The sequence below is a fragment of the Methyloceanibacter superfactus genome (assembly GCF_001723305.1).
GTDB classification, from domain to species: domain Bacteria; phylum Pseudomonadota; class Alphaproteobacteria; order Rhizobiales; family Methyloligellaceae; genus Methyloceanibacter; species Methyloceanibacter superfactus.
In genome coordinates, this window is sequence record NZ_LPWF01000028.1 from 1 (window position 1) to 19,099 (window position 19,099).

Below are 19,099 nucleotides of genomic sequence, written 5' to 3' on the forward strand. Positions count from 1 at the left end.
GTCGTCGTCGCATGACCCCCACCCGCCGCTGCACCTTGTGCAGCGACTCCCTCCCCCTTGCAGGGGGAGGGATGATTGTCGTCCGGCAGCGCGATGAAGATCAGGCCTTCGGCATGGTCGGCAATGTCGTCGAGATAAAGCGTGCATTGGCCTTTCTCGGCCCGGCGCTGACCGAGGGTGAGGAGGCGACAGAGCCGTCCGTAAGCCGCGCGGTCCGTTGGGTAAGCCAAGAGGCGAGGGGCATCCTGCGGGACAAGACGCGCGCCGACGAGCATTGGATGCCGACCTCCTTGGCGGCGAGATGGGCGCGCACCACGCCGGCCAGCGTGTTCGCGTCGGTGACGGCGATGGCCGCATGTCCCAGCGCCTTCGCCGAGGCCACCAGTTCCTCGGCATGAGAGCCGCCGTGCAGGAAGGTGAAGTTCGAGGTGACGTCGAGCTCGGCATAGCTTGGCGGGCCGCTCATGCGAACACCCCGTGCAGGAACCAATCGGGGGCCTCGTCCTCCCCGTCGCCGTAGAGGCCCTCGCGGAACACCCAATAGCGGCAGCCGTCCTCGTCCTCGAGGCGGTAATAGTCGCGCGTCCTTAAGCTGGTCCCGGCGAGGAGGTTCAGCGCGCGCCACCATTCCGGCGCGATCCGCTCAGGACCTTGCGCCTTGACCACGCGGCGGCTCACGCGCCGCCAGGTGAAGCGCGCCGGCGGTCCTTCCGGAATTTCGGCAAGGACCGTCACAGGTTCCGGCCGGCTGAGCAGACACAACGGCCGTGGCGGCTTGGCGGAAGCCTCATGCGGCCAGATTGGCACGCCGGCAAACGCGCCGCGCGTGCTTTGCGCGCGCTCGGGAATGTAGCTCGACCGGGGAAAGAGGCGGCGCACCGCGCGGATGCCGAGACGGTTGGCCAAGGCGTCGATCAGGATTTCGGGCGCGAGGATTTCTCCGGTCTCGGTGAGACTCGTTTGGGTCGGGTGCAGCGGCTCGGTGATCAACGCGGCCAGCGCCATGAGATCGACACCGAAACCCATGTCGATATCCTCGAGCTTGTCCTGCAACAGGCGCACGAGATGCGCTGCTGCGTGAGACGGTGCGCTCAAACCGGCGGCGATCTCGGTCGCGGAGCCGTCGGTGCGGGCGACCCACAGCGCCACGCGCCGGGCGCCGAGGTTCGCGCGTGCCAGGATCCGGCCCAGCTCACCCGCGAGGTAGCCGAGACCGGCGATGACACCGTCATGGGTGATGAGCGGCTCGGGAAAGGCCAGCCGGGCCACAAAGTCAGATGCCGGCAGGAGAGGTTTCAGTGTCTCGGCGCGTTGGCCGAGCGCCTGATCGAGACGGTGCAAGACGGCTTGCGCCATATCCCGTGAATGGAAGCGGCGTTCGAGGCTCGCCCGCGGCACCTCGATGAGTTGGCCGACACGCTTCAGCCCGAGCCGCCGCAACAGGTGCGCTGTCTCAGGCTGAAGACGCAAGGCCTCGATGGGGAAACTTGCCAATGTGGCGCGGAGCGTGCCGGCGGGCGCGATGCACGGCGAGCGCGCGCGAAGCGGGCCAGCGCGTGCGCCCCGCCGAGGGTTTCGGCTGCCCCGAGCCGCACGGTGAGGCCGGCGCCCGCCAGCCGCTTCTCGAGGTCGGCGAGGAGGGCGCTCTCGCCGCCGAAAAGATGGGAGACGCCGGTGATATCGAGCCACAGACCATCGTCGCCGTCCACGTTGAGGGTCGGGCTGTAGCGGGACGACCAGCGGGCGAGAGCCAGCAGCGCGTCGGCATCTTCGTTGGGCGCGGCCTGTGCGGTGAGAAGCCGCGGGCAGATGGCGCGGGCGCGGCGAGGCCCAAGCCGGGGGCCAGACCTTCTTTCAGAGCCCGTGCATTGACGGCGGTGAGGGTCAGCCCATGCGAATTGCTGCCGACGAGAGCGAAAGGCCGGTCATCCGGCGGAGGCGTGCCACCGCTTGCCGCGTTCTCCCGCCGCCGCTCGATCGGAAGATGCGGCAGCCACACGGAGAGGATCCGGCTCATGGCTGGCCTCCATGTGAAAGTCCGCGCCCGGCGCCGCGCCCCGGCAACGCTCGAGGGAGAGGCGCCAACAGGCGGTGCCGGGGGCGCTCGTGTCGAAAGGGACATGGGCGCTGGCCTCCGTGGCAATGCGCCAGCGGGAGCGCGTGCCGGGCACCTCGGCCGCCCCGTGGGGGGAGAGGAGAAGACACGGGGTGCCGGCGGCTTGCGCGGCAAGGCCGAGGCGGCGGGCGGTAAGCGGGGTCTTGATCGCCAGTTGGGCGACGCAGCCGGCGAGCGCGCCGCTCTTCAGGCCTTCCTCCAGGGCCCAGGCACTCTCCTGGTCGGTGCGCGTTTCGACAATGAGGAAGCGTGCGGGGTCGAGACCGGCGCGCAGAAGGCCCGGCCCATAGGGGTGGCCCCATTCCTGGCCTGCGGCCCGGGTCAGACACCACAGCACGGGCCCGCGACAATTTGTCAGAGCCTGGGCGATGACCGACAGGATGAAGCCGAGGCCTGCGGGCGTGTCGCGGTAAGCGTGCGGCTTGATCTCGTGGAGCCCTCCTTGGCACAGGGCGGCCAAGGGATTGTCCCGATTGTCGTTGGAGGGATGAGAGGCCGATAAAGAGCAGGCGGGGCGGGAAAGGGCCGCGCCCGGTGCGGGGGGTGAGGCCAGGGACACGGGAACTGCTCGAGAGCACGAATCGAAGCCCGTAGCTGCTCAATCAGGACCCTTCCCGGAGACCCGCCTGCTCTTTCTTCAACGCCAGCCGGCGGAACGAGATCACCACTATCGCCGTCTGGAACGCTGTTACGCACGACTTACTCTCCACACTTACCGGTACGCTCGTTCTTGTTTTGTTCTAAGCAGAGTCGAAGCGGGAGTCAAGGAGGCCTGCTCACCTCGAGGATTTCAGGCAGATCGCCTTGCCTCCCGACGAGACAGGCATTTGCATTTCGCTAACCAGAATCACCCGACAAAGGGGGGACAGTAAAACGGGGGTTTTGTTATGCGTATCCTCGGTCCCCGGTCCGCGGCACCCGCCATGGCCGTAGCAGCCATGCTTCTTTCCCTTCTGCCAGGCCAAGCCGCGGCAGGTCTCTTCGATGCCTTCGGGGATTCCTACCAGCCGCAGCGGGTGGCCGGCCGCCACCTCGTGGCGATGCCCGCCGGCTACGAGCCGGGCACCATCCTTGTCCAGTTCAGCCAGCGCCGACTCTATTTCGTGCTGCCCGAGCAACGGGCGATCAGCTACCCGATCGGCGCGCCCAAAGGCGACGCCCGGTGGTCCGGAACGACCTATGTCAGCGAAAAACGGGTCAATCCCGGCTGGACCCCAACGGCCGACATGCGGCGGGAAAATCCGAATCTGCCGGCTTATGTCCCCGGCGGCCATCCGCGGAACCCGCTAGGGGTGCGGGCCATGTATCTCGGGCAGACCACCTACCGAATCCACGGCACCGACGCGCCCTGGACGGTGGGGCAGGAGGTCAGCCATGGCTGCATCCGGATGCTCAATCAGGACGTCGCCGACCTCTACCAGCGGGTCCCTATTGGAACCCGCGTTGTTGTGATGTGGTAAAGGCGCGGTAAAGACAAGACAAAGCTTCTGTAAACTTGAAGCAAAAATTGGCGAATTTGCGTGATTTCTGAGTTTTCCTATTTTCGATTTGTTTACCCTGAGCAGCCCGAGTCTGTTGGATCAATTTAACCTGTATCTAACTGGTGGCCGCTACCTTGTGCGTCAGGTTCCACCGACGAACATGGTGACGCGGTGCGGGGCCATTTGTGAGTTCTGATCCAAAGGGAGTGTCGAAATGAGGACTTCTATTGCACGCTTCGTCAAGGACGAGTCGGGCGCCACGGCCATCGAGTATGGCCTTATCGCTGCCGGTATCGCCACGGCTATCATCACGGCCATGGCCTCGCTGTCCGGCGGCCTGACCAGCCTCTTCTCGGACCTCGCCGGCAAGCTGAAGGTCAGCTAAGCCAAGCGGCGTTTAGACGTCTACTAAGCGGATCCAGCTCCTGCCGGAGCTGGATCCCGCTGTTTTTGGGCTTCCGCCGTTTGCCCGGCGTTGCAGGCCTAGCCCCCAATCCTCCATAATTCGCGCTTAAGCACGGGCTCACCTTTGAGGGAGCTTAGCCTTGCCGCGACGGGGTCTTAAAGGCCGCCAGCTTCTCTTGTCTGCCATCATCGCCGCCGCAGCCTTCGCCGGCTCTGCGCCGCGCAGCGATGCGCATCCGCATGTCTGGGCCACCGTGCGCTCGGAGATCGTCTTCGGGCCCGACCACACGATCATCGGTATTCGACACGCCTGGACGTTCGATGAGTTCTATACCGCGATGGCGGTGCAGGGCCTCGATGCCGACGGGGATGGCGTCTACTCGAAGGAAGAGCTCGAGCCGTTGGCCAAGGTCAATGTCGATTCGTTGCAGGAGTTCGATTACTTCACCTTCGTCCGACTCCACGGCGAGGACAATTTTCTGCCTCTCAAGCCGCCGGTGGACTATTGGGTCGAGTACGACAACACCGTGTTGACCCTGCATTTCACCTTGCCTATCGAAACGCCGATCGACCCCCGACCCAAGGATGTCGACATCGACGTTTACGATCCGTCCTTCTTCGTCGCTTTCGGCTTCGCCGAGAAGGCGCCGGTCAAGATCGCGGGCACGCCCGCCTCGGGCTGCACGGCCGAGGTGGATCAGCCCGACCCCGAGAGCGCCGAAGCGGCGAAGGCGCTGAGCGAAGCCTTCTTCAGCCAGCTCGGCCCCAATTCGAGCTATGGCTCGCAATTCGCACAAACCATGCGTGTGAAGTGCGTTTCCCAATGATAAGTTTTGTTGCGGTCACGCGTTTTGGCGCCGGCTTGAGCTTGGTACTTGGCTTGGCGATTGTCGGGGTTGCGATGCTCATACTCGCCGCGGCGCCGGCGTCGGCCCAAACGCCGCCGCCTTCGGCGTTCGGAGCGCCGGCACAGCAACAATCACCGCCGCCGGCGTTTGGCGGGAAGGCCGCAGCAGCACCGAAGGCGGCACCCCTCCGTGCCAAAGGCCCCTTGGGCAGCGTGCTGAGCTGGGTGGCGCAGACCCAACAGACAATGCAGCGTCAGCTCGCGACGGCCGTGAAGAATCTCAAGAGCGGCAATGCCATCGGCGCGGCGCTCTTTCTCGCGGGGTTGAGCTTCGTTTATGGCGTCGTGCATGCGGTCGGTCCGGGGCACGGCAAGGCCATTATCTCGTCCTACGTCGTGGCCAACGAGGAGACGGTGCGGCGGGGCATCTTGATTTCCTTCCTTGCCGCGGGGCTCCAAGCGCTGACGGCGGTGGCGCTCGTCAGCCTGTTGCTTGTCGCGCTGAACGCCACGGGCTTTCAGGTCAATGCCTGGACGAACCAGCTCGAGACGGTGAGCTACGCAATGATCGCGCTGGTCGGTCTCTATCTTCTGTTGACCGAGCTCATCCGTCTGTGGCGGCGCCGGCAGACACCGCAAGAGGCCGCGCATGCGCGCCACGATCACGACAACCATGATCACACGCACGGCCATGACCATCATCATGATGCGGATGGCGAGGCGTGCAATCACATGGTGGACGTTGCCGACATTGCCGGGCCGCTGTCATGGCGGAAGGTTCTCGCGGTGGTGGTCTCGGTCGGCATCAGGCCGTGCTCGGGGGCTATCCTCGTGCTCGTCTTTGCCCTCACGCAAGGACTGTTCTGGGCCGGAGTCGCCGCCACATTCGCCATGGCGCTCGGCACCGCGATTACGGTGGCGGTTCTGGCGACGCTGGCGCTCGGCTCGCGTGAGCTTGTGTTGAAGCTTGGCGGCGGGAACGAACGCTGGGCGGAGGCCGTATGGACCACATGCGCCATCGGCGGCGCCTTGGTGGTGCTCACCGCGGGCCTCTTCTGTTTGCCGCGTCGCTGGGTCCGGCTAGACCCTTCTAATTCCGACTGATTTTCCGGCTTCCGAAACATTCTGGGGGCTTGGCGCGTTGACCGTCAAAGCCACACCCAAAAGTATAGGAGCCCCCCATGGCTGACATCAGCGACAAAAGAATCATGATCCTGGCGGCAACCGGCTTCGAGCAGTCGGAGCTGATGGTGCCGAAAGAGAAGCTCGAAGAAGCTGGCGCCAAGGTCGATATCGTATCCCTCAAGGTCGGCCAGATCCGTGGCTGGAAGGATGGCGATTGGGGCGAGTCCATCGATGTCGACCGGACGATCGATGCGGTCATTGTCGATGAGTATGACGCGCTCGTCATTCCGGGCGGGCAGATCAATCCCGATCTGCTGCGCGCCGATCAGGATGCCGTCGCCTTCGTGCGCGAGTTCTTCGAGAGCAAGAAGCCGATTGCGGCCATCTGCCATGCACCTTGGGTGCTGGTGGAAGCCGGCATCGCCAAAGGACGCCAGATGACGTCTTATTACTCGATGGCGACGGACGTGAATAACGCCGGCGCGCACTGGGTCGACAAGAAGGTCGTCGTCGACGAGGGACTTATCACCAGCCGCAACCCGGACGATCTCGACGCCTTCTGTGCCAAGATCATCGGAGAAGTGCAGGAGGGCCCCCATCAAGCCCGCAAGGTCGCCTGATCACGCCTTCATTCGACTGCGGACATTTGGGCTGGAACACGCGTTCCGGCCCAAATTTTGTTTCCGCGAGGCGACTCTGGGCAAGCCGGTTGCCAACGACTTGCGGCGCCGAGAATGGTATTTCTTATTGTCGCAGTGGAATTGCGGGAGTGGCGTAAGACGCCCTAAATTTGAGGTCTCAGACGCTTGTTCCCAGAAGCAGGAGAGTCGTCATGGCGCTGCAACTTGGTGATACCGCCCCGGATTTCGAGGCCGAGACCACGGAAGGTCCGATCCGGTTCCATGAGTGGCTCGGTGGTTCCTGGGCCGTCATGTTCTCTCATCCAAAGGACTTCACCCCGGTCTGCACCACCGAGCTAGGCTATATGGCCAAGATCAAGCCCGAGTTCGACAAGCGGGGCGTGAAGCTCATCGGCTTGAGCGTCGATCCGGTCGAGACGCACAAGAAGTGGGTGGCGGACATCAAGGACACGCAAGGGAGCGCGGTCAACTATCCCATGATCGGGGACCCGGACCTGACGATCGCCAAGCTCTACGGCATGCTGCCGGCGGGCACCACCGGGACGTCGGACGGCCGCACCGCCGCCGACAACCAGACCGTCCGCAACGTGTTCATCATCGGACCGGACAAGAAGATCAAACTGATCCTGATCTACCCGATGTCCACGGGGCGCAATTTCGACGAGGTGCTGCGGGTCATCGATTCGATGCAACTCACCGCCAAGCATCGTGTGGCGACGCCCGTGAATTGGACGCAAGGCGACGACGTCATCATCGCCGGTTCGGTCTCCGATGATGAGGCAAAGACGATCTACCCCGACGGGTGGACGGCGCCGAAGCCTTATATCCGGATCGTGCCGCAGCCTAAGGATTGAGGACATCGCTGCCCTCACATGTCGGTTCGGACGCCGGCCACAGATGCCGGTGGAACACGGACAATTTCAATTGGATGGGCTCGGCAGCTTCGTGCTAGAAGCGAGGGCCTACAAATCATACCGGTTCGTGGCCAAATGGAACGCTGAGTCGGTGCCTTCGGGGCCGGCCAGAACACCGGGCAGAAATAATGTCTGATCCAAGCAGTCCGGTTTTATCCGGAGGCGGGGAAGACCCGCGCGAGTGCGCCAAGCAGATCGCTGAACAAATCGCGCCCCTGATGAAGGTCGCGAAGTCCAGGCGGTTCGACTTTCTGGCCTACCTCCTGGCCATGGCACTTAGGGAGGCCCGGCGGCTGTCGCAGGACGATCGCTGAACCTCCGCGGCTCGGCTCAACTTGCTAGACTGGCTCCATGGGACTGCCGAAGACCCCAGCGCTCACAGTCGATTGCGTCATCCACGACCCTGACGGGCGCGTCCTCCTCATTCGCCGCAAGAACGAGCCGTTCAAGGGCGCCTTCGCGCTGCCTGGCGGGTTCGTCGATATCGGCGAGACGGTCGAAGCCGGCTGCCGCCGCGAGGTGCGCGAGGAGACCGGCTTGGAGGTCGCGGAGCTCACGCTCGTCGGCGTCTATTCCGATCCCGGGCGCGACCCGCGCGGGCATACGGTGAGCGCGGCTTTCCTGGCCCGGCTGCCCGCAGCGATGCCCCCAAGGGCCGGCGACGACGCCGAGGCTGCCGAATGGGTGGCCGACTGGCGGGGGGAGGCCCTGGCTTTCGATCACGCGCAAATCCTTGAGGATGCGGAGCGTTTGGCCTCGCTTGCGGCTGAAGACTAGGCGCGTCGGGTTCGATACCTTATCTAGGGGCTGAGCCTGAGGAGTTGGCCGGAATGAACGAAACGCCGCGAACGGATGCTTTCGCTGAGCCCTTTGATTGCCGTGCGGGTGTCTTTGGCAAGATCGGGGTGCTTCTGGTCAACCTCGGCACGCCGGACGACACCGACTATTGGTCGATGCGGCGCTATCTCAAGGAGTTCCTCTCCGACCGCCGCGTGATCGAAGTGAACCGGGTTATTTGGTGGCTGATCCTGAACGGCATCGTGCTCACCACGCGGCCGTCGAAAAGCGGCGAGGCCTACCGTTCGATCTGGAACGAAGAGCTCGACGAGTCGCCCTTGCGCACCATCACCCGGGCGCAGGCCGAGAAGATCGCGGACAAGCTCGGACACCGCGAGGAGCTCGTCATCGATTGGGCCATGCGCTACGGCAATCCGAGCATTGCTTCCGGGGTCGAGGCTCTGATCAAGCAGGGCTGTGAGAAGCTCCTGGTGTTTCCGCTCTATCCCCAATATGCGGCGGCGACCACCGCGACCGTGAACGACACGGTGTTCGACAAGCTCAAGACGATGCGCTGGCAGCCGGCGCTCCGGACCGTGCCGCCCTATCCGACGGACCCGGTCTATATCGAGGCGCTGGCGGATTCCATCCGCGCGCATCTGGCAACGCTCGACTTCGAGCCGGAAGTGATCATCGCTTCGTTCCACGGACTGCCGAAGGCGTATGTGGACAAGGGCGACCCGTATCAGTGCCAGTGTATGGAGACGGTGGATGCCCTGCGCGCGGCGCTCGGGCCCCTCGGCGAAAAACTGAAACTCACCTTCCAGTCCCGTTTCGGCCGCGCCGAATGGTTACAGCCTTATACGGACAAGACGGTGGAGGCGCTGGCGCGTGATGGGGTGAAGCGGATCGCCATCCTCACGCCCGGCTTTGCCGCCGATTGCGTCGAGACGCTTGAGGAAATCTCGGGCGAGGCCAAAGACATCTTCCTGGAGCATGGCGGCGAGAGGTTCAGCTTCATCCCGTGCCTCAACGACAGTGAAGGCGGTATTCGCGTGCTCGTCCATCTCATCGAGCAGGAGCTCAAGGGCTGGCTGTAAGACGCACTGCGGGGGGATGGGGGTCATGCACAGAGGACTACCGGCCTATTGCCTGAGTCTTCTCCTCGCCGGGTGCGCCACGCCCATGACCATGCGCGAGATCGACGCGGTGCAGCCCAATTGCGCCCGCATCGACAAGCAGATCGCCACGCTCGAGCAGGAAAAAGCTCAGAACGATCAGCGGGTTCTCGCCGGTGTGCAATCCGTGGCGCCGGCGCTTGCCGCTCTCAACATCATTGGCGGCACCTATGGCACGAATGTTTCCATCGCCACGGGCAATTGGGCGCGCGCCATCGACCGTAAGCTTGCGGCGCTGCGGCGGGCGAAAAAGCGGTGCTAAGTCGCACGCCTGCCAAATGCCGCCCCTAAGGGTTGGAGAGGCGCCAGCGGACGCGTATCTTGCGGCCGGATTTTGCGCGAGGAGGGGACGATGCGACGCGCGGCCATCTTGGGTTTTGGCTTGTTTTTGCTGCTGGCGCCGGCGTGGGGCGCCGACGGACCCGCTGCATTCATCGATGTCGCCGGCGCGCCCGGCGACGGCGAGCAGGCGCTGGAACGCGCCCTGTCCAACCGCTTTCTCAACGAGGGGTTTACCGTCACCGGCACACCCCAGGTCAACGCCTATGAAATCCAAGGCACCGTGAGACTCTCGCCGGCGGAGCGCGGCAAGGAAAACATCCGCATCGATTGGACCATTTTCGGCCCGGAAGGCACGCGGATCGGCAATGTCACCCAGGTCAAGGTCATCCGCAAAGGCTCGCTCGACCGGCACTGGGGCACGGCGGCGGAAGCCGCGGCGGATGCGGCGGCGCAAGACATCCTCAAGCTCTTGCCGCAGTGAGTGATGCACCGCACAAAGCGGGCATCTGGGCCGGCCCGGCCCCTTATACGCCGTTGGGTCTCCACCATTTAATGGACTGCCGTTATCAAGGCGCGTGCGATACGCTTAAGCTCAACTGGCAGCGGCGCCGGTCACCTGGGGAGAGTGCCATATGTTCGGCTTCGACATCTTCGTCCTTGTTCTGCTCGTCCTATTCGTCGTTCTTGTCATCTCGGCGGTCAAGATCGTGCCGCAGGGCTACAATTACACGGTCGAGCGCTTCGGCCGGTACACGCGGACCCTCACTCCCGGCCTCACCCTGATCATCCCGTTCATCGATCGCGTCGGGCGCAAACTCAACATGATGGAACAAGTGGTCGAGGTGCCGAGCCAGGAAGTCATCACCAAGGACAACGCCATGGTGCGGGTCGATGGCGTCGCCTTCTTCCAGGTTCTCGATGCCGCCCGGGCGAGCTATGAGGTGACCAATCTCGAGGTTGCCATCCTCAACCTCACCATGACCAATATCCGTACGGTGATGGGGTCGATGGATTTGGACAAGCTTCTGTCCGAGCGCGACGAGATCAATCATCGCCTGCTCAAGGTGGTCGACGACGCCACTCATAGTTGGGGCGTCAAGGTCACCCGCATCGAGATCAAGGATATCGAGCCGCCACGCGACCTGGTCGACTCCATGGCGCGGCAGATGAAGGCCGAGCGCGACAAGCGTGCGGCGATCCTCGTGGCCGAGGGCGAGCGCCAAGCGGCGATCCTCTCTGCGGAGGGCGAGAAGCAGGCGCAAATCCTGGCGGCGGAAGGGCGCCGCGAGGCGGCTTATCGCGATGCCGAGGCTCGCGAGCGCGAGGCCGAAGCCGAGGCCAAAGCAACCGCCATGGTTAGCGAGGCCATCAATAGAGGCAGCGCGCAAGCGATCAATTATTTCGTGGCCAACAATTATATCGGCGCGCTCAAGGCGCTGGCCGAGGCGGACAATCAGAAGGTGCTGATCCTGCCGCTCGAGTCGTCGTCGGTGATCGGGGCCATCGCCGGCGTCAGCGAGATCGCGCGAGAGGCTTTCGGCGATAAGGGCGATGCGTCCGGGGCGAAGCCGCAGGGCAGCCAGCGCGGACGCGGGTCCGTGCCAAGCGTCTAGCGGGGACCGGTGATGGAAGCGATCCTCGAGCTTGGCGCCTGGAGTTGGATGATTCTCGCCGCCGCCCTGTTTGTCCTCGAACTGGTGGCACCCGGCATATTCTTCATGTGGTTCGGGCTCGCAGCCTTGGTGACCGGCCTCATCATGTTCCGCTACGACCTCGGCTGGCAGTGGCAGCTCATCTGGTTTTGCGGGCTGTCGCTCGCTGCGGTGCTGATCGCCAATCGATATCTGCGCCAGCATCCGCTGGAGTCCGATCAGCCGCTCTTGAACCAGCGCGCCGCCCAGCTCGTCGGCCACTCATTCGACCTCGTCGATCCGATCGTGAATGGGCGCGGCAGCATCCATTCCGGCGATACGATCTGGCGGGTGGAGGGGCCGGCGCTGCCCAAGGGCACGCGGATCAAGGTGGTCGGCGTGGACGGGTCGGTGCTTAAAGTCGAGCCGGCCGACGGGCCGGCTTAGGACGGCTCAGACCTCGATCTGGCCGATCTCGTGAATCTCTTTGATCTCGTCTGGAATGTTTGCCGACTTCTCCGCGTGCGGCCAGGAGCCCATGGCCAACCGCGTGCGGCCCGATCCGGTGACGACGACGTCGGTGAAGCCGACTTCGCGGAACTTGTCGGCGACCATCTCGTTGGAGGCCGCGCTTGGAAGAGGCCTAGGGCGATTGTGGCCTTGTAGCGGAGGCCCGGGCGGACGGTGTAGCGCGACATGGTTTCTCTCTTTTCAGGTTGTGCGTGATCAAGTCCGGGCAGCGAACCATGTCCCTACCGCCTCGCGTCCCACCTCGTCGAGGAGGAGGTGTAGCTTGGTGCGGCGTAGGAGATAATCGTCAGCCGTCATGGCGTCCTCGGTCTCGACGACATGGTCGAGTTCGGCGCGAGGTACGCCTGGCGCAATCTCCGTAGCAGCCCCCGCGTCGGCGCCGATGCGGGCGAAGAGATCTTCGATCTTATCGCCATAGGTGAGGGTCCAGCGCCGGCGCGTCGCCAAGGGAATTTCCTCAGGGCCTTCCTCGGCGTGGGCGAGAAGCATCTCGCGGTTCAGGCTGCCGCCGTAAAGCGGCACGTCCTTGGTCCACGGGCCGCTCATCTCCAAACCAAACGTGTTGAGCATGAAGAGCGTGTCCTCGGCGAGGGCGCGGTGCGTGGTGAGCTTGCCGCCATAGAGTGTGATGAAGCCGCCAGTGCCTTGTGCGCAGGCCGCCAGCGAGGGACTGCGGCTGATGCGGCTCGGCTTCTCCTCCGAGCCGCCATGGAGCGCGCGCACGCCCGACCAGGTGAAGACGATGTCCCGTTCGGTGACCGTCCTGCCCGGATAGGTGAAATAGCGATTATAGGCTTGGACCAGATAGGCCTTCTCGTCGGCAGAGCAGTGGGCCGAGCCGGGATCGCCTTCATGGGGGACGTCGGTGGTGCCGATGACCAGGAAGCGCGCGTCCAGCCATGGCATGACGAACACGATGCGCTCGCCGTCGTCTTGCAGCGTATAGGCGCACGGTGCGGGCGGGTCCGGCATCGGCAGCACGATATGGCTGCCGCGCACGAGCCGCAGCGGTTGCGGACTCGGGTGCGGCCTCCGTCAGGGCATCGACCTGGGGGGCATACGGCCCGGCGGCGTTGACGATGAAACGGGTCTCAATCCGCCGCTTTTGTCCGCGCTCATCGAGTTCGACGGCATAGCCGTTCTCCAGGGCCGCGATGGCGATGACGGCACGCCGATTGAGAATGTCGGCGCCACGGGCGCGCGCATCGAGCGCCACGGCCAAGGTCAGGCGCGCGTCATCGGTCTGGCAGTCGTGATAATGCAGCACGGCGCTCAGGTGGTCCTGGCGCAGATAGGGGAGGCTTTCCGCCTCCGCCGACGAGACCCGACCACTCGCCGGCAAGCCGTCGCCCATGGACAGCAGGTCGTAGAGCGTGAGGCCGGCGTGGACGAGCCAAGCACTGCGCGTCTGCCAGTCGTAGATGGGAAGGAGGAATTTCAACGGAGTCACGAGATGGGGAGCGGCGCGGAGCAGCTCGGCGCGCTCGACCAGGGATTCGCGCACGAGCTTCAGCTCGAGATGTTCCAGATAGCGCAGGCCGCCATGGATGAGCTTCGAGGAGTTGGAGGAGGTGGCGCAGGCATAGTCGCCCTTCTCGGCCAGCAGCACTTTCAGGCCGCGACCGGCGGCGTCGCGGGCGACCGCGGCGCCATGAATGCCGCCGCCGATGATGACAAGGTCGAACGTTTCCGTGGTCACGACGTTCTGATCCTAGAGTTGCCCCAGGCGCGCGGGCGGGGACGAAGGATTAACTGCCTTTAACGAGGCTTTTGGCGTCTTCCGGCCTGCTATCGCCATGTTGTCATGCCTACTCTACACTGACTGCTGTGCTCAACGGCCACCCGGAAGGAACTATGGCAGATATCGTCATCATCAATCCGCGCTTCGACATTTCCTTCTGGGGGTTGGAGCATTGCATGCCCCTGTTCGGCAAGCGCGCCAATCTGCCGGTGTCCTGTCTTGCGTTGCTCGCGGCGCTCGTTCCCGACCATCACCAGGTGACGTTGATCGACGAGAATGTCGAGGAAATCGACTTCGACCGTCTCGGCCGCGCCGATCTCGTCTGTCTGACGGGCATGAGCATTCAGGGCACGCGTCTCCTGGAAATTCTCGACGAGGTCAAGTCCCGCGGCGTCATGGTCGTGGTGGGCGGCCCCATGGCCACGGTCGAGCCGGAGATCTTGGACGGCGCTGCCGACGTCATTTTCCTCGGCGAGGCGGACGAGACATGGCCCCGCTTCTTGCGGGAATGGGAGCAAGGCACCCACCAGGACCGCTACGAGCAGACCGAGAAAACCGACATGGCGAGCCTGCCTCTGCCGCGAGTCGATCTGCTGAAGGCCGATCGCTATATGTTTGGTAGCCTGCAGATCTCCCGGGGCTGCCCCTTCACTTGCGAATTCTGCGACATCATCGTCACCTTCGGCCGGCGCCCCCGTCTCAAGTCGAGCGCGCAGGTGTTGGCCGAGCTCGAATCTTTCGAGCGCGCCGGGCTTACGGTTGTTTTCGTCGTCGATGACAACCTCATCGGCAACAAGAAGGCGATCAAGGAGGTGCTGCGCGACATCATCGCCTGGCAGCAAGAGCGCGCCTATCCATTGACGCTGTTCACCGAGGCGTCGCTCGATCTCGCCGAGGACGACGAGCTTATGGAGCTGATGGGACTCGCCAATTTCCAGAGCGTGTTCATCGGCATCGAGACACCGAACGAAGAATCCCTGAAAGAGACCAAGAAACTGCAGAATGTGCGGCCCAATGCCGGCTCGCTGCTGGAGCGGGTGCATCGCATCCAGGCGCGCGGTCTCGATGTGTGGTGCGGCATGATCGTCGGTTTCGATAACGACGATGAGTCGATCTTTCAGGTGATGCCACGGTTTCTTGCCGATGCGCGCATCTCGGCGGCGCTCATCGGTCTACTGCACGCCATCCCGACCACGCCCCTTTACGATCGGCTCAAGCAAGCCGGGCGGCTGAACGACGACGAGGCGGCCGAGCGATACGGCACCAATGTCGTGCCCCTCGGCATGTCTCCCGAGGCGCTGCGCGACGGATTCATACAGGTGATGCAGGACTGTTACGATCCCGATGCCTATTTCGGCCGGCTGGACGGACAGTTCATCGACGATGACTTCAAATTCGTCCTGCATCATTTGCCCTATTGGAAGAGCCATCCCGTGGCCTGGCTCAAGCGGAGCTTCTTCAACTACGTAAAGTTCGGCGCCGTGGCCTCGAGGCTCTTGTCGGTGGTGAAAGACGACGCCTTGCGGGCGCGCTACAAGCAGCAGCTGTCGCGCGTGGTGCGCCAGCGCTGGCGCGAGCCGCATATCCTGTTCATCTACACGATCAAGGTGGCCATGCATTATCACTACGCCGCGCTGGCGCATGCGATGGCGCAGGTCGATGACGGGAGCGGCGCCATGCCCGACGCGGGCCGGTCCTTCTCGCGGGCCAAGCGGCCGGTGGAAGAGCGCGCGGTTGCCTGATCGGGCGACGGCCTAAGCGACGCCGGCGCGCAGCAGATCGTGAACGTGAATGATGCCCACGGGGCGACCGTCCTCGACGACGAAGAGGGTGGTGATGGCCGAGGCGTTGATCACCTCGAGCGCCGCGCTGGCTAGGAGATCGGGCGCGACCGTCTTCGGCGCCGGCGTCATGATCTCCGCGGTGCGCTTGCCCAGGAGCGACGAGCCCATATGGCGGCGCAAGTCACCGTCGGTGATGATGCCCTGAAGCATTCCGTCGCCATCGACGACGCCGAGACAAGCCAGGGCCTTCTCGGTCATGACCACGATGGCTTCCGACATGACGAGGCTCGCATCAGCGAGCGGCAGCCGATCCCCCTTATGCATCAAGTCGCCGACGAATTTCAGGCGCGCGCCGAGCTGACCGCCGGGGTGCAGCGCCTTGAAGTCGATCGCCGTGAAGCCCTTGCTTTCGAGCAGGGCGATGGCGAGGCAGTCGCCGAGAGCCAGTTGCATGACCGTCGAGGTCGTCGGCGCGAGCCCGTGGGGGCAGGCTTCCTTCGCCTGCGGTAGGGCCAGCACGATCTCCGCAGCCTGGCCGAGGGTCGAGTCGGGGTTCGAGGTCACCGCGATGAGCGGCACGGCAAAGCGCCGTGAATAAGAGACGATATTGCCGAGCTCCACGGTTTCACCCGACCAGGAGAAGGCAAGGATCGCGTCATCGCGGGTGATCATGCCGAGGTCGCCGTGGCTCGCCGCTCGGATGGACGAAGTAGGCGGGGGTGCCCGTGGAGGAGAGGGTCGCGGCCACCTGCGACATGGCCGCTCTTGCCATCCCGGTGACAATGACCCGGCCGCGGCACACGCGGAGCATGTCCAGGGCCTCGGCGAAGCGTCGGCCAAATGCGCGCCGAGCGCGGCTTGCAGCGCGCTCAGGCCTTCGGTCTCCAATTGGAGGGTCCGCGTTGCAGAGGCAACCGCCTCGTTACGGTCCTCTTGTGGCGATGGATCCCGCTTCAGGCCGAGCGACATTGGTGTTCCCCCTTTGTGACAGTTCGGATTTTAGCACGGATTAAGGCGGCGGAAGGTCCAAGACGGGGCCATTTCGAAACAGCCCTAAACGGCTCGTTAACCCTCTTGCTCCTAGGCTTGAGCTGTCAAACGGGCCTGGGATCAGGAGCCACAATATCGTGGATTCCGAGGGTTCTCCCAGCGCCGATCGAGGGTGCGTCCTTGCCGCGTCGCCACACGTCCAGCGCAGCGGGCGCGCTCGCTGCCGCCCTAACCGCCGCCATCCTGGCGCCGGCCGCCGCTCAAGATGCGGCGGGCCCGCCTTTGCGCGGCAGTATCGGCGCGCAAGAGGGCGGCAATCCGGCTTCCTCCATCCTGCGGAAACAGCGTCAATCCACCGGCAGCCAGCAAGGGGGCGCCGATACCGGGGCCGCGGCGTCTGACAACCTCGCCGACGACAGCTCTCTGTTGCCGGCACCGCCCGCGCCGCCGCCGCCCTTGGGTGGGCTTGGCGATGAGCGGGCCGAGCCAATCCCTCCGGTTCCCGAATTCGGCATCACCAATGCCGCCGGCGAGCCTTTGCTCGCGCCGCCCAGCGTCGACGACGACCTGGAGCAGATTCCGCTGCCGCCAAAGGGCCACGAACTCGATCCCTACGTGCCGACCGGCATGAGAATCGGCAGCTTCCTGCTGTTCACCGAGGCGGAGATCGGCACCATCCTCACCGACAACGTGCTCGGCACGCGCACCGACCCGCGCTCGGACGTGGCCCTCGAGGTCGCCCCCAATGTCCGGCTCGAGTCGAACTGGAGCCGGCATTTCTTCAGCGCCTCGTTCGACGCCGACCGGAGCTGGTACAACGACTTCAGCGTCGAGGACGACAAGACGTATTTCGCCCAACTCAGAGGCCGTCTCGATGTGACCCGGCGCACCCATCTCGAGCTCGCGCTCGGCAAGTCGCAGACCCAGGAAGGGCGCAACTCGATCAGCCTCACCGACATCGCCGGCGTTCAGACCAACGTCCAGGAAGAGCACATCACCGCGGGCGCCGATCACACCTTCAACCGGCTCACGCTTGATCTCGAAGGCACCGTTGCCACTTACGATTACAGCGACCTGGGCGGCGGGGTATTCGGTGTCATCGATCCCACGCCCACTGTCATCCCCACGCAGGACGTCCGCGACTATCGTGAGGACGAGTTGACGCTGCGCGGCACCTATGAGCTCAAGCCCCAAATGGGGGTTTTCGTCCAGGGCGGAATCAGCCAGGAGGTCTACAAGCAGCCGGTCAGCGTCAGCGGCGTCACGCGCGATTCGTCCGGCTATGAGCTGCTATCCGGCATGACCTTCGCGGTCAGCAGCACGCTGACCGGCGAGTTCAGCCTCGGCTGGGGCGAGCAGACGTCCATCGACGAATCCGTGTCGCCGATCGAAGGGATGCTGATCAACGCCGACGTCATCTGGATGCCGACGCCGATGACCATGGTCGAGTTCCTGGCGCGCTCGCAGGTAAGCACCTCGACGCTCGTGGACTCGCTCGGCGCCATCGACCGCTTCTACGAGCTCTCGTTGCAGCATGCTTTCTGGCGCTATCTCGTGGTGCGCGGCTTCGGGTCCTATGAGATCGCCGACTATGCCGGCAGCACGCTCGTCGACGAGCGGCTCAAGGGCGGCGCATCGGCCGAGTATTATTTCAACCCGACGTTGTCGGTCTATGCCCGCTACGAGTATACGGACTTCTTCTCCACCGATCGCTTGAGCGACTTCGACCAAAACGAAGTGCGGATCGGCATGCGCATCCGGCACTGAGGCTGTCCGCTCAGATCAGCTTCTTGATCTCGGCGAGGACCGCGTCGCGCAGCTCCGGCCGCTCCAATGCATAGGCTATATTGGCAGCGAGGAAGCCGGGCTTGGAGCCGCAGTCGAAGGCGCGGCCCTCATATTCCACCGCGTAGAATGGCTGCTTGGCGAGCAGCGCCAGCATCGAGTCGGTGAGCTGGATCTCGTCGCCGGCGCCCTTCTCTTGCTCCGATAGAAGACCGAATATCTCAGGCTGCAGGATGTAGCGGCCGAGAATGGTGAGGTTGGACGGCTCGGTGCCCGGCGCCGGCTTCTCCACCATGCCCGTGATGGGGAACACGTTGCCGTCGGCCTCGCCGACCGCGGCGACGCCGTAATTCTTCACCTGATCGTCGGGCACGGGCTCCACGGCGATGATGTTGCCGCCGTGCTTGTCATAGACATCGAGCATCTGGGCGAGGCAGCCTTTGCCGGGCGTCTGCACCAGCACGTCGGGCAGGAGCAGCGCGAAGGGCTCGTCGCCGATGATGTCGCGCGCGCACCACACCGCGTGGCCGAGCCCCAAGGGCTCCTGCTGGCGCACGAAGCTGACGCAGCCTGCTTCGGGGAGATCGGCGGCGAGCGCTTCGAGCTCCGCGGTCTTGCCGCGGGCGGCGAGCGTCTCCTCGAGCTCGGGCTGCTTGTCGAAATGGTCCTCGATGGCGCCCTTGTTGCGGCCGGTGACGAAGACGAAATGCTCGATCCCGGCGGCGCGCGCCTCGTCGACCACGTGCTGGATCAGCGGCCGGTCGACCACGGTCAGCATCTCTTTCGGCATGGCCTTGGTGGCCGGCAGGAATCGGGTTCCGAGCCCCGCGACGGGGAACACGGCCTTGCGGACGCGAGCAGGCATTCAGTC

Annotated in this window: 22 protein-coding genes and 2 pseudogenes; 14 read left to right on the forward strand and 10 right to left on the reverse strand. The window is 64.3% G+C overall.

The features are described 5' to 3' along the window. Window positions 1-100: 100 nt before the first annotated feature. The 4 genes from AUC69_RS10680 to AUC69_RS10690 all read right to left on the reverse strand — a co-directional run bounded on the left by AUC69_RS10680 (window position 101) and on the right by AUC69_RS10690 (window position 2,576). Window positions 101-466, reverse strand: coding sequence for a PHP domain-containing protein (locus AUC69_RS10680; protein ID WP_069442145.1), 366 nt, complete (start codon window positions 464-466; stop codon window positions 101-103). After that, window positions 463-1,440 carry a DinB/UmuC family translesion DNA polymerase gene (locus AUC69_RS10685; protein ID WP_083239334.1) on the reverse strand — a complete coding sequence of 326 codons (978 nt, stop codon included), beginning with the start codon at window positions 1,438-1,440 and terminating at the stop codon, window positions 463-465. The genes AUC69_RS10680 and AUC69_RS10685 overlap by 4 nt, the downstream gene beginning before the upstream one ends. Beyond that, window positions 1,422-1,811: a Y-family DNA polymerase gene (locus AUC69_RS16390; RefSeq protein ID WP_342018580.1), complete on the reverse strand. Its 390-nt coding sequence runs from the start codon at window positions 1,809-1,811 to the stop codon at window positions 1,422-1,424. Before AUC69_RS16390 ends, AUC69_RS10685 begins: the two co-directional genes overlap by 19 nt. A gap of 114 nt (window positions 1,812-1,925) precedes the next feature. Continuing rightward, window positions 1,926-2,576 carry an ImuA family protein gene (locus AUC69_RS10690; protein ID WP_069442146.1) on the reverse strand — a complete coding sequence of 217 codons (651 nt, stop codon included), beginning with the start codon at window positions 2,574-2,576 and terminating at the stop codon, window positions 1,926-1,928. A gap of 463 nt (window positions 2,577-3,039) precedes the next feature. On the opposite strand from AUC69_RS10690, the gene AUC69_RS10695 reads away from it, so the two are divergent. From AUC69_RS10695 to AUC69_RS10750, 12 genes are all read left to right on the forward strand, one after another. Beyond that, on the forward strand, window positions 3,040-3,576 hold the full coding sequence (locus AUC69_RS10695; RefSeq protein WP_244500213.1) for a L,D-transpeptidase: 537 nt from the start codon (window positions 3,040-3,042) through the stop codon (window positions 3,574-3,576). A gap of 235 nt (window positions 3,577-3,811) precedes the next feature. Continuing rightward, on the forward strand, window positions 3,812-3,982 hold the full coding sequence (locus AUC69_RS16395) for a Flp family type IVb pilin (protein ID WP_083239336.1): 171 nt from the start codon (window positions 3,812-3,814) through the stop codon (window positions 3,980-3,982). A gap of 160 nt (window positions 3,983-4,142) precedes the next feature. Continuing rightward, window positions 4,143-4,829, forward strand: a complete 687-nt coding sequence (locus AUC69_RS10700; protein ID WP_069442148.1) for a DUF1007 family protein — start codon at window positions 4,143-4,145, stop codon at window positions 4,827-4,829. A gap of 233 nt (window positions 4,830-5,062) precedes the next feature. Then, window positions 5,063-5,953, forward strand: coding sequence for a nickel/cobalt transporter (locus AUC69_RS10705; protein ID WP_158008087.1), 891 nt, complete (start codon window positions 5,063-5,065; stop codon window positions 5,951-5,953). Window positions 5,954-6,030: 77 nt separating this feature from the next. Continuing rightward, window positions 6,031-6,594 carry a type 1 glutamine amidotransferase domain-containing protein gene (locus AUC69_RS10710; RefSeq protein ID WP_069442150.1) on the forward strand — a complete coding sequence of 188 codons (564 nt, stop codon included), beginning with the start codon at window positions 6,031-6,033 and terminating at the stop codon, window positions 6,592-6,594. A 212-nt stretch (window positions 6,595-6,806) separates the two neighbouring features. Continuing rightward, window positions 6,807-7,469 (forward strand): peroxiredoxin, encoded by a 663-nt coding sequence (locus AUC69_RS10715; protein WP_069442151.1) that lies wholly within the window; start codon window positions 6,807-6,809, stop codon window positions 7,467-7,469. Between the two features lie 411 nt (window positions 7,470-7,880). After that, a complete protein-coding gene (locus AUC69_RS10725) occupies window positions 7,881-8,306 on the forward strand; it encodes an NUDIX domain-containing protein (protein ID WP_069442153.1) in 426 nt (141 codons plus the stop codon). Between the two features lie 53 nt (window positions 8,307-8,359). Continuing rightward, a complete protein-coding gene (gene hemH, locus AUC69_RS10730; protein ID WP_069442154.1) occupies window positions 8,360-9,406 on the forward strand; it encodes a ferrochelatase in 1,047 nt (348 codons plus the stop codon). 25 nt (window positions 9,407-9,431) lie between these two features. Next, window positions 9,432-9,746, forward strand: a complete 315-nt coding sequence (locus AUC69_RS10735) for a hypothetical protein (protein ID WP_141700742.1) — start codon at window positions 9,432-9,434, stop codon at window positions 9,744-9,746. A 90-nt stretch (window positions 9,747-9,836) separates the two neighbouring features. Further along, window positions 9,837-10,247 carry a hypothetical protein gene (locus AUC69_RS10740; protein ID WP_069442156.1) on the forward strand — a complete coding sequence of 137 codons (411 nt, stop codon included), beginning with the start codon at window positions 9,837-9,839 and terminating at the stop codon, window positions 10,245-10,247. Between the two features lie 151 nt (window positions 10,248-10,398). Then, window positions 10,399-11,379 carry an SPFH domain-containing protein gene (locus AUC69_RS10745; protein WP_069442157.1) on the forward strand — a complete coding sequence of 327 codons (981 nt, stop codon included), beginning with the start codon at window positions 10,399-10,401 and terminating at the stop codon, window positions 11,377-11,379. 12 nt (window positions 11,380-11,391) lie between these two features. After that, a complete protein-coding gene (locus AUC69_RS10750) occupies window positions 11,392-11,844 on the forward strand; it encodes an NfeD family protein (RefSeq protein ID WP_069442158.1) in 453 nt (150 codons plus the stop codon). Between the two features lie 6 nt (window positions 11,845-11,850). Here the strand turns inward: AUC69_RS10750 and AUC69_RS17500 are convergent, their stop codons facing one another. The 4 genes and pseudogenes from AUC69_RS17500 to AUC69_RS18590 form a co-directional block, all read right to left on the reverse strand. Then, window positions 11,851-12,012, reverse strand: a complete 162-nt coding sequence (locus AUC69_RS17500) for a hypothetical protein (RefSeq protein WP_158008088.1) — start codon at window positions 12,010-12,012, stop codon at window positions 11,851-11,853. 111 nt (window positions 12,013-12,123) lie between these two features. Beyond that, complete coding sequence (locus tag AUC69_RS18585; protein WP_342018581.1) at window positions 12,124-12,498, reverse strand: glycerol-3-phosphate dehydrogenase C-terminal domain-containing protein; 375 nt, start codon at window positions 12,496-12,498, stop codon at window positions 12,124-12,126. A gap of 87 nt (window positions 12,499-12,585) precedes the next feature. After that, window positions 12,586-12,885: pseudogene (locus AUC69_RS19045) on the reverse strand (FAD-dependent oxidoreductase); the annotation flags it as partial. Further along, a complete protein-coding gene (locus AUC69_RS18590) occupies window positions 12,779-13,627 on the reverse strand; it encodes an FAD-dependent oxidoreductase (RefSeq protein WP_083239339.1) in 849 nt (282 codons plus the stop codon). The gene AUC69_RS18590 and the pseudogene AUC69_RS19045, both read right to left, overlap by 107 nt. Before the next feature lie 155 nt (window positions 13,628-13,782). Here AUC69_RS18590 and AUC69_RS10760 point away from each other — a divergent pair, with 155 nt between their 5' ends. Further along, window positions 13,783-15,411 carry a B12-binding domain-containing radical SAM protein gene (locus AUC69_RS10760; protein ID WP_069442273.1) on the forward strand — a complete coding sequence of 543 codons (1,629 nt, stop codon included), beginning with the start codon at window positions 13,783-13,785 and terminating at the stop codon, window positions 15,409-15,411. A 12-nt stretch (window positions 15,412-15,423) separates the two neighbouring features. On the opposite strand, the pseudogene AUC69_RS10765 reads toward AUC69_RS10760, so the two are convergent. Continuing rightward, a pseudogene (locus AUC69_RS10765) lies at window positions 15,424-16,422 on the reverse strand (KpsF/GutQ family sugar-phosphate isomerase). 201 nt (window positions 16,423-16,623) lie between these two features. Between AUC69_RS10765 and AUC69_RS10770 the strand changes: the two are divergent. Beyond that, window positions 16,624-18,210 (forward strand): outer membrane beta-barrel protein, encoded by a 1,587-nt coding sequence (locus AUC69_RS10770; RefSeq protein ID WP_069442159.1) that lies wholly within the window; start codon window positions 16,624-16,626, stop codon window positions 18,208-18,210. A gap of 10 nt (window positions 18,211-18,220) precedes the next feature. Here the strand turns inward: AUC69_RS10770 and galU are convergent, their stop codons facing one another. After that, window positions 18,221-19,093 (reverse strand): UTP--glucose-1-phosphate uridylyltransferase GalU, encoded by an 873-nt coding sequence (gene galU / locus AUC69_RS10775; protein ID WP_069442160.1) that lies wholly within the window; start codon window positions 19,091-19,093, stop codon window positions 18,221-18,223. Between the last annotated feature and the right edge of the window lie 6 nt (window positions 19,094-19,099).

Excerpts from the sequence above, each read along its gene's own strand:
- AUC69_RS10680 (WP_069442145.1), bottom strand. The coding sequence starts at position 466 with ATGAGCGGCCCGCCAAGCTATGCCGAGCTCGACGTCACCTCGAACTTC.
- AUC69_RS10695 (WP_244500213.1), top strand. The coding sequence starts at position 3,040 with ATGGCCGTAGCAGCCATGCTTCTTTCCCTTCTGCCAGGCCAAGCCGCG.
- AUC69_RS16395 (WP_083239336.1), top strand. The coding sequence starts at position 3,812 with ATGAGGACTTCTATTGCACGCTTCGTCAAGGACGAGTCGGGCGCCACG.
- AUC69_RS10710 (WP_069442150.1), top strand. The coding sequence starts at position 6,031 with ATGGCTGACATCAGCGACAAAAGAATCATGATCCTGGCGGCAACCGGC.
- AUC69_RS10715 (WP_069442151.1), top strand. The coding sequence starts at position 6,807 with ATGGCGCTGCAACTTGGTGATACCGCCCCGGATTTCGAGGCCGAGACC.
- AUC69_RS10725 (WP_069442153.1), top strand. The coding sequence starts at position 7,881 with ATGGGACTGCCGAAGACCCCAGCGCTCACAGTCGATTGCGTCATCCAC.
- hemH (WP_069442154.1), top strand. The coding sequence starts at position 8,360 with ATGAACGAAACGCCGCGAACGGATGCTTTCGCTGAGCCCTTTGATTGC.
- AUC69_RS10735 (WP_141700742.1), top strand. The coding sequence starts at position 9,432 with ATGCACAGAGGACTACCGGCCTATTGCCTGAGTCTTCTCCTCGCCGGG.
- AUC69_RS10740 (WP_069442156.1), top strand. The coding sequence starts at position 9,837 with ATGCGACGCGCGGCCATCTTGGGTTTTGGCTTGTTTTTGCTGCTGGCG.
- AUC69_RS10745 (WP_069442157.1), top strand. The coding sequence starts at position 10,399 with ATGTTCGGCTTCGACATCTTCGTCCTTGTTCTGCTCGTCCTATTCGTC.
- AUC69_RS10750 (WP_069442158.1), top strand. The coding sequence starts at position 11,392 with ATGGAAGCGATCCTCGAGCTTGGCGCCTGGAGTTGGATGATTCTCGCC.
- AUC69_RS17500 (WP_158008088.1), bottom strand. The coding sequence starts at position 12,012 with ATGGTCGCCGACAAGTTCCGCGAAGTCGGCTTCACCGACGTCGTCGTC.
- AUC69_RS18585 (WP_342018581.1), bottom strand. The coding sequence starts at position 12,498 with ATGCTCAACACGTTTGGTTTGGAGATGAGCGGCCCGTGGACCAAGGAC.
- AUC69_RS10760 (WP_069442273.1), top strand. The coding sequence starts at position 13,783 with ATGGCAGATATCGTCATCATCAATCCGCGCTTCGACATTTCCTTCTGG.
- galU (WP_069442160.1), bottom strand. The coding sequence starts at position 19,093 with ATGCCTGCTCGCGTCCGCAAGGCCGTGTTCCCCGTCGCGGGGCTCGGA.